The sequence below is a fragment of the Streptococcus sp. 27098_8_134 genome (assembly GCF_041431675.1).
GTDB lineage: Bacteria > Bacillota > Bacilli > Lactobacillales > Streptococcaceae > Streptococcus > Streptococcus sanguinis_R.
The window spans coordinates 398,883-407,876 of the sequence record NZ_JAPVYD010000003.1 but is presented as its reverse complement, the minus strand read 5'-3'; the positions used below and the strand labels follow the sequence as shown (position 1 = coordinate 407,876).

General features: G+C 40.9%; 6 protein-coding genes. All 6 read right to left on the bottom strand.

Annotated elements, in window-relative coordinates; translation table 11 throughout:
- Window positions 1-151 precede the first annotated feature (151 nt).
- Window positions 152-1,078 carry an ATP-binding cassette domain-containing protein gene (locus tag O3620_RS09340; RefSeq protein WP_004192139.1) on the bottom strand — a complete coding sequence of 309 codons (927 nt, stop codon included), beginning with the start codon at window positions 1,076-1,078 and terminating at the stop codon, window positions 152-154.
- A gap of 10 nt (window positions 1,079-1,088) precedes the next feature.
- Window positions 1,089-2,156 carry an ABC transporter ATP-binding protein gene (locus O3620_RS09335; RefSeq protein ID WP_002893620.1) on the bottom strand — a complete coding sequence of 356 codons (1,068 nt, stop codon included), beginning with the start codon at window positions 2,154-2,156 and terminating at the stop codon, window positions 1,089-1,091.
- Between the two features lie 8 nt (window positions 2,157-2,164).
- Complete coding sequence (gene oppC / locus O3620_RS09330) at window positions 2,165-3,091, bottom strand: oligopeptide ABC transporter permease OppC (RefSeq protein WP_002908085.1); 927 nt, start codon at window positions 3,089-3,091, stop codon at window positions 2,165-2,167.
- A complete protein-coding gene (locus O3620_RS09325) occupies window positions 3,091-4,587 on the bottom strand; it encodes an ABC transporter permease (protein WP_004192144.1) in 1,497 nt (498 codons plus the stop codon). The genes oppC and O3620_RS09325 overlap by 1 nt, the downstream gene beginning before the upstream one ends.
- Window positions 4,588-4,651: 64 nt before the next feature.
- Window positions 4,652-6,637, bottom strand: a complete 1,986-nt coding sequence (locus O3620_RS09320) for a peptide ABC transporter substrate-binding protein (protein ID WP_023917173.1) — start codon at window positions 6,635-6,637, stop codon at window positions 4,652-4,654.
- Between the two features lie 232 nt (window positions 6,638-6,869).
- The gene (locus O3620_RS09315; protein WP_023917175.1) at window positions 6,870-8,840 is read right to left on the bottom strand and encodes a peptide ABC transporter substrate-binding protein; all 1,971 of its coding nucleotides are present in this window, start codon (window positions 8,838-8,840) and stop codon (window positions 6,870-6,872) included.
- Window positions 8,841-8,994: the final 154 nt, after the last annotated feature.

Sequence of the window (8,994 nt, the reverse complement as noted above, 5' to 3'; positions counted from 1 at the left end):
ATACCACCCAACTGTCAATACCTTTTTTGAAAAAAATTAAAAAATTATTATTTTTAAATTGGTGAATAGTTTTACATACCTTTGAGGATGGTAAATTGACCTACATTCTATCTTTTTAAAGGCGTAAAAAATGCCCTTGCGGACATTTTTTCTATTCTTGTTCTTGTTTATACTTTTCGAGTTCAGCTTTATTGGCCCAGACATAGTGTCCTGGACGAATCTCTGCCATTTCTGGTTTATCAACAGAATAATCGTGCTGTTCAGGATCATAGACCTTCAACACTTTTTTACGCTCCAAGATTGGATCTGGAATTGGAACAGCTGAGAGCAGGGATTGTGTGTAAGGATGGACAGGATGGTTGAACAGCTCCTCTGTCTCTGCCACCTCTACAATGACACCTTTGTAAATCACGGCGATACGATCAGAAATAAAACGAACTACCGAAAGGTCATGGGCAATAAACAGGTAGGTCAAACCCAACTCTTTTTGAAATTTTTTCAAAAGATTCAAGACCTGAGCTCGGACTGATACGTCCAAAGCAGAGATTGGCTCATCAGCAATCACGAAGTCTGGTTGCATGACCAATGCACGAGCAATCCCGATCCGTTGACGCTGTCCACCAGAGAATTCGTGAGGATAGCGAGTTAAATGTTCAGCCAACAAACCAACTTCATTGATGATATCTTTGACTTTTCTTTGACGATCTTCTTCGCTATCAAACAAATGGTAATTATAGAGCCCCTCAGATATGATATAGTCAACCGTTGCACGTTCATTCAGGCTAGCTGCTGGGTCTTGGAAAATCATCTGAATCTTGCGAATCAAGTCTGCTTCTTCTGCTTTTGACTTTTTACCATTAATCTTTTTGCCTTCGTAGAAGATATCGCCTGCACTGGTATCATTAAGACCGATAATAGCTCGACCAATAGTAGTCTTACCAGAGCCTGATTCCCCTACAAGAGAGAAAGTTTCCCCCTTGTTGATGAAGAAATTTGCATTTTTAACTGCCACAAATTTCTTACTTCCTTCACCGAAGGAAATTTCTAAATCTTTAATTTCAACTAATTTTTCAGTCATTTCCTTCCTCCTAAGCTTCTAATTGATTGAAGCCCATTTTTGAACGAATTTTTTCATGCAGGTTTTCGATGATCTCTGGTTTATCAACCTTAGGTGCATCTTCGTGCAGCAGCCAAGTCTTAGCCCAATGAGTATCTGACACATTGAAAGCTGGTGCTTCTTCTTCAAAGTCAATTGACATGGCATAGTCAGAACGCAATGCAAAGGCATCCCCTTTGATTGGTGAATAAAGTGACGGCGGAGTACCAGGAATCGAGTAAAGCGCACCATTTGCATCTGCCAACTGAGGCAAGCTGGATAGCAAGCTCCATGTATAAGGATGTTTTGGCTCATAGAAGATTTCTTCAACTGTGCCGTATTCTACAATTTCACCGGCATACATAACCGCAACCTTATCTGCAATACTAGCCACAACACCAAGGTCGTGCGTAATAAAGATGGTTGTGAAATGATATTCTTGCTGCAATGATTTGAGCAAGTCAATAATCTGCGCTTGAATCGTTACATCGAGGGCTGTTGTCGGCTCATCACAGATAAGAATATCAGGACGGCAAGCTAAGGCAATAGCAATAACAATCCGCTGACGCATACCACCTGAGTATTGGAAAGGATATTCTTCGAAACGTTTTTCCGCATCTGGAATTCCGACCTTGCTCATATAATCGATGGCCATTTTCTTAGCTTCTTTAGCTGATTTTCCTTGGTGCTTGATAATGACTTCTGTAATCTGGCTTCCAATGGTATTAATGGGATCCAAGCTCGTCATCGGATCTTGGAAGATAGTCGCAATTTTTGCACCGCGAATCGGTTCCCAATCTTTATTACTACGAAGAGTTGTCAAATCTTTGCCACGGTAGTCAATGGTTCCTTGAGCTACACGGCCATTTTCTTCTAACATACCCGTAAAGGTCTTTGTCAAGACAGACTTTCCTGAGCCTGATTCACCAACAATAGCCAGAACTTCGCCTTCAATCAAGTCCAGAGAGACTCCGCGAATGGCGGTTAAGACACGATCGCGAACATCGAATTCCACGACAATATCGCGAGCAGTCAATATTACATTTTCATTCTTTGTCATATTTACTCCTATCTATGTGTACGTGGATCGCTGGCGTCAGCTAAGTTTTGACCAACTACGAAGAAGGTAAGGGATACCAAAATCAGAGTTGTGAGTGGAATCCAAAAGAGGTAGGCATTTGTCGTCACGTTTTGTGAATAATCTGAAATCAAGCGTCCCAAACTTGGCACTGTTACAGGAAGACCTAATCCAAAGAAGGACAGAAAGGCTTCGTAAGAGATAAAGCTTGGCAGCATCTGTGAAGTGGTAGTCACGATAACAGATACCAACTGAGGCATAATGTTCTTTGTTACAATCTTGAGAGTTGGTGTACCAAGGGTACGAGAGGCAAGGTTGTACTCCAAATCCCGATAGCGCATAATCTGCACACGGATGGTGTAGGCAATACCGACCCAACCAGTAATCGTCATGGCAAAAATCAAATTCCAGAAACCAGCACCGATAGAGTAGGTCAAGACAATAACAATCAAGAGGGCTGGGATATTTGAAATGATATTGTAGATTTCCATCATGACACGGTCAACTGTTTTGGAAATTCCCCAGATACCGCCAATGATAACTCCGATAGCCAGATTAATAACCGTCGCAATAATCGAAATGAGAATAGAGTTACGGGCACCAAACCAAACACCGTCAAAGAGAGACTTACCATTACTATCCGTTCCAAACCAGTATTGACCACTTGGTTTTATGTAACGCATGCTAAAGTCATTTACCTTACTCACGTCATTAAAGTCGAAGTTTGAAAACATAGGATAAATGAAGCTCATGAGAATAATGGCAATCAGAATCCCCAGCATGGTAATGGTTGATTTCTTTTTCAGAAATTGACGCATGACTGATTTCCAGTAAGAATAGGCTGGAGCATCAATCGTTTCAGAGGCAAAATCGTCACGTTTGACAAATTGGAATTTGCTTTTATCAATTGTAGCCATTATTTACCTCCTTTAGATGTTAACTTAATACGTGGGTCCAGTACAGTCATCAGAATGTCACCCAGCAAGAGAGCAAAGATAGACAGACATGTGAAGATGAATACAAGACCAACAACCATAGAGTTATTGGATGCTTTAACAGAATCAATCAGCATCTTACCCATACCAGGAAAGGCAAAGACAGTTTCTGTCAGAGTCGCACCTGCAATAACACCAACGATAGAAGCTGGGATACTAGATACCAGCGGCACCATAGCGTTTTTAAAGATGTGCTTGTTAGAAATTTCTTTTTCAGAGAGACCCTTAGCACGTGCAAAGCGGACAAAGTCCTGAGACTGCAGGTCAATCATATAACGACGAATCCAAACAGCTGTCCAAGGAGCACTCAAAAGCCCTAAAATAACAGCTGGAAGGACATAAGAACGCCAATCTCCTGCTCCCAAGATTGGAAAGGAGTCTGGAAGACCAACAGCAGACCCCGCCAAACGAACGATGTAGACCAATGCGATGGTTGGCAGTGACATCATAAAGGTCAAGCCCGCTGTAGAAATGCTATCAAACCATGTATTCTTGAGTCGAGCCATGTAGGATCCGAGTGGAATAGCAATCAGATAAGACAGAGCCACACCAATTAAACCAATAATTGCTGAGCTGGTAATCATGGACGGATTTTGATAGTTGCTTTGAGTCGCTGTATAGGCATCTCCCTTACCAAACTTAGCAATGTCCTGTGAATCGGCTTTGCTTGGCGTCTTATAGGTACGAGAATAGATATTTACAGACGATGTCTTTTTACCTGTTGGGAATTGAACTTCAGAAGACTTAGTTTGTCCTTGTCCCTGCGTAATAACCTGCAGAACAGGGATATTGGCATAGGTTGGATAAGAATTCCCTAAATTAAAGGTAATAAAGTTCTGGTGGACAAATGGAAACTGACCATTAAAATAAAGCAGATACTTATGCTTGGTACCTGAACCCACAAGAGACCAGCCAACAGAAGGATCATTTTCAAACCGGATATAACGCTCTAGGTTTGGATTTTCCTCATCTTGGATAACATTTGGATGGTCAATTTGAATCAAATTAGCATAGAACTCAAAGACACGTTCATACACAGGTACTTCACGTACAGCGTAGAATTCTCCGCTCAGTGGGAACTTCTGCAATTTCCAGCCATTACCAAGTTTATCAACATACTTCTGATAAATCTTCTCGTTTGCTTCTGTAGCTTCTGTGGTAACAGAAGAATCTTCCTTGCTGGCTTTCTCCTGCAGTTCCTTTGTATCATAATAGTCAATGTAGCCCATCCGCTCAAAGATAGTGTTTTCATAGTTAGTCTTTTTATCTTTATTGGTCGCTATCTTATTATAGTTAGGATCCTGCTTGAAAATCAACCTTCTTGGCACCATAGTATAGATAATGGCATAAGTCAGGGTCGTCACCAAGAAAATCGACACAATTGAGCGTAAGATACGCATAAAAATATATTTTTTCATTTATCGTTTCCTTTAAATTCCAAAAGAACTTTCTCCTCTATTAGAGAAAGTTCTCTTAGCAAGCTTATTTCACGTGGTCTGCTAATTCTTCTTGAGCTTTTTTATTAGATTCCGCACGTTCTTTATTCCATTTTTCCTGAGCGCTATTATAATCTTTTGTCGTTACAGGCTCATCCTGCAATTTCATGTATTTATAACTTGCTGCTTCACGCGCCTTAGCACCAGACCAAGCAAACGGTGCTGAGAAAGGCACTACCTTAGTCAAGGTTGGACGACCTGTTCTAGAAGTTACCGGAATCAACAAAGCACTATCAGTCAGCCAAGCCTGAGCAGCCGCATATTTTTCATAACGCTTGTTCAAATCTTGCTTTTCTGCACCAGCTTCGTCAACCAGCTTGGTATATTCATCCAAACCAACTTGTTTCGCTGCGGCATTATCTGTGCCATCAAATCCTAAGAAGGTCTTGGTGTTTTCACCACCAGGTTTGATAACATCAAGATAGGTAGATGGATCTTGATAGTCCGGAGACCAGCCGACATTATCTGAAATATCCCAGTCCTCTTCAGCAGCAGAAGGAGCAAACAAGGTAATGTTAGTCACTTCATCCTTAGACAATTGGTGAACATCAATCACAACATTATCTGTTCCCAAAGTCTTCTCAATGGATTGCTTGAGGGATTGAACGCGCTGTACTTTAGAAGTAGCTGTTTGATCAACCGGAATGTCCAGATGAATTGGGAATTCCACTCCATCAGCTTTCAAAGCTTCTTTTGCTTTAGCGAATTCAGCCTTTGCTTTGTTCTCGTTATAGAGACCATCTTGACCATCTGAGAAGTCAACGTCTTTCCATTCGTCGCCATAAGTTACTACTTTTTCCTTAACTAAGTCACCGAAGGACTTGTCACCAGCCTGCACAAATGTAGGTGGGATGTAAAGGTTACGAAGAAGTTTGTCTGCTCCGTCCTTACCATTAATCTGAGATGCATAGGACTCACGATTGAAGGCAAAGGTCAAAGCCTGACGGAAGTCCTTGTTAAGCAAGGCTTTCTTAGTTGAAGTCTTTTGAACTTCTGATGTCTTAGCCGTATGATTATAAGACTGGCGATCAATGTTAGTACCTACTAAGAAAGTTGAGGCATCTTGAGGCGTATAGACGATATTATCTTTAAAGTCTTTTTCAACCTTTTCATAAGTCGCACTAGTTGGGAAAAGTCTGGCTGTTGTCAATGCGCCTTGGCTGAACTGATCAGCTAGTTTCCCTTGATCTTGTCCATCATAGAAAGAGAGTTTAACTGCATCTACGTGAACATTTTCTTTGTCCCAATAGTTAGGATTCTTCTCAAATTGAATTTCAGATTTTGAAGTCAATGATTTGAGCAAGAAAGGTCCGTTATAAAGCAAGCTTGTTGGATCAGTTGCTTGAGCGAACTTATCACCTTGGTTTTTCAAAAAGTCTTTGTTTACTGGGTATAGAATTCCCATTGTCGTCTTAGAGTTCCAGAAGCTTTCTGGCTCATTAAGAGTATACTCAACAGTATGATCATCAACTGCTTTAATCCCTACTTCTGAGAAATCAATCTTCCCAGAAATATAGTCCTTAAGCCCTTTGACAGAATCCTGAACCAAGTAGATTGTTTCAGATTTATTGTCTGCTGCATACTTAAGACCTGTAACAAAGTCTTCTGCTGTCACATCTGCATACTCTTCACCTTCAGAAGTATACCACTTAGCATCTTTGCGAAGCTTATAAGTATAAGTTTTTCCATCTGGTGATACAGTCCATTCCTCTGCCATTGAAGGAACCAAGTTTCCATATTGGTCGTTTTCTAAAAGACCGTCAATGACATTGGCTGTCAAATCTGTTGTAGCAGCCTTACTTGAAGTGAGATAGTTCAAGTTTTCAGGATCTGTCTCGTAGATATAATTAAAGGTGTTTGAAGAGTCTGAGCTGCCTGACTTTGTGTTTGGCTTGGAGCCTGAGCAAGCCGCAAGAAAGCCAGCTGCAAGAAGAGTAACTCCTGCTAATGCAAGGACTTTGCTTTGTTTCATATGGGTTTCTCCATCTTTTAGATTTTTAGATTTAATTAAGATTATAGCATAGATAGTACTAAAAGTAAAATAAATTTTCAGAATATTAAGTTAGCTCACTAACACCCTAAGATGTTTATGCAATTGGTTTTCTCGGATGTTGATTATCTAGGACCAGACAAGCTCAATCTCGTCCATTTCGTCTTCAAAATCATCAAAAATCCCACTGTAGCTACAATGGGATTTTCTTGCTTTATTTGATATGTTCTGCGAGTTCTTTTTGAGCTTTTTTGTTGGATTCTTCCTTTTCTTTGGCCCATTTTTCACGTGCTTTTTCATATTCTTTAGTCGTTATTGGTTTATCTTGGATTTCAACATATTTAAAGCTGTATTCACCCTTGTTTCCAGTCCAAGCAAATGGTCCTGAGAATGGAACAACCTTACGGACACTTGGTGTTGCACCAGATGACCATGCCGGCATCAACAGGGCACTGTCTGTCAACCAAGCCTGAGCTGCTGCATATTTTTCGTAACGTTTGTTAATATCCTCGTTTTCTGAAGCAGCGTCTTCCAAGAGTTTGTCATACTCTTCAAAGCCGGCCTCTTTAGCTGCTGCATTATCTGTTCCAGGGTCAAAACCAAAGTAGCCGTCAACATTCTCACCAGTCTTAGAGTCAGTGATTTCCAGATAAGAAGATGGATCGTTATAATCTGGGCTCCAGCCGAGATTATTATTCAAGTCCCAATCTTCTTGAGATGCAGAATTCGCAAAGTAGGTGATGTTATTCAACTCATCATCTGTCATCTGCTGAATATCAATCACTACGTTGTCAGATCCAAGATTGGATTCAATAGACTGTTTCAGTGACTGAACACTCTTAACGCCATTGGTATCTGCTGAGCTAACCGGAATATCCAGATGAATAGGGAATTCCACTCCTTCTGCCTGCAGCGCTTCCTTAGCTTTGGCAAATTCTGCCTTGGCTTTTTCTGGATTATAAAAGCCATCCTGAGCGTCGTCTAATTTGACTCCTTTCCACTCATCACCGTAGCTAGCCAGATTTTCTTCTACAATGCTGCCGAACTCTTTACCATTAGCTTGAACAAAGGTTGGCGGAACAAAGGTATTACGAAGCTGCTTGTCTGCTGCTTCTTCGCCATTGGTTTGTGCAGAATAGGCAGTCCGGTCAAAGGCAAAAAGCAAAGCCTGACGAAAATCTTTATTGAGCAGTGCTTTCTTAGTGGAAGATTTCTGTGCATCCGTTGTCTTAGAAGTATGCTCGTAAGACTGACGATCAATATTAGTTGTAACAAAGAAGGTTCCTGAGCCTTGAGGCGTGTAGACGATATTGTCGCCATACTGTTTCTTCACACTGGCAAAGTTGGAGCTATTTGGGAAAAGACGAGCGATGGTATAATTGCCGTCAGAGAAGCCACGCACCAGAGATTCTGTATCTTGACCATCATAGTAAGAGAATTTGACAGTATCAATTTTCACCTTTTCCTTATCCCAATAGTTCGGATTCTTCTCTAAGCTAATTTGAGATTTCGAGGTGATAGATTTCAAGATAAACGGACCGTTATAGAGAACACTGGTTGGATCTGTCCCCTGAGCAAATTTGTCACCCTTTGATTTCAGAAATTCTTCATTGATTGGGAAAAGAATCCCCATGGTTGTCTTAGAATTCCAGAAACTTTCTGGCTGATTCAAAGTGTATTGAACAGTAGAATCATCCACCGCCTTAACACCAACTTGGGAGAAGTCAGTTATTTTACCATTAACATAGTCGTCCAAGCCTTTAATGGATTTTTGAACGATATAGAGACCATCAGACTTGCTGTCTGCAGCATGCTTCAGACTGGTCACAAAGTCCTTAGCAGTCACATCTGCATACTCTTCACCATCAGAAGTATACCATTTCACTCCCTCACGAAGCTTATAAGTATAGGTCAGACCATCTTTTGAAACGGTCCAATCTTCCGCTAGAGAAGGCACTAAGTTACCATACTTATCGCTTTCCAGCAAACCATCTACTACATTAGCCATTATCTCATTGGTTGCCCGTTTATTGGACACTGTGTAATCCAGCGTATCTGGATCTGCGGTATAAACATAGCTATAGTTTTTCCCAGATGAATTGGAGCCACCAAACGAACAGGCAGCCAGAATTCCTGCAGAGAGAATGACAAGCCCAGCAGCTGCAGCTAACTTAGATGTTTTCATAAACTTCCTCCAGTTTTCATTAAGATTACTTTCATTATAGCACTTCTGCGACAGGATGTAAACGCTTCAATGCAATAGAGAGTCATATAAAAAAAGAGACTGGGACAAAATGTCTCAGTCTCGCTTTATCGTATTCACAAACTTTTGATTCCAA

Coding starts and splice junctions, on each gene's coding strand:
- O3620_RS09340 (WP_004192139.1), bottom strand. CDS start 1,078: ATGACTGAAAAATTAGTTGAAATTAAAGATTTAGAAATTTCCTTCGGT.
- O3620_RS09335 (WP_002893620.1), bottom strand. CDS start 2,156: ATGACAAAGAATGAAAATGTAATATTGACTGCTCGCGATATTGTCGTG.
- oppC (WP_002908085.1), bottom strand. CDS start 3,091: ATGGCTACAATTGATAAAAGCAAATTCCAATTTGTCAAACGTGACGAT.
- O3620_RS09325 (WP_004192144.1), bottom strand. CDS start 4,587: ATGAAAAAATATATTTTTATGCGTATCTTACGCTCAATTGTGTCGATT.
- O3620_RS09320 (WP_023917173.1), bottom strand. CDS start 6,637: ATGAAACAAAGCAAAGTCCTTGCATTAGCAGGAGTTACTCTTCTTGCA.
- O3620_RS09315 (WP_023917175.1), bottom strand. CDS start 8,840: ATGAAAACATCTAAGTTAGCTGCAGCTGCTGGGCTTGTCATTCTCTCT.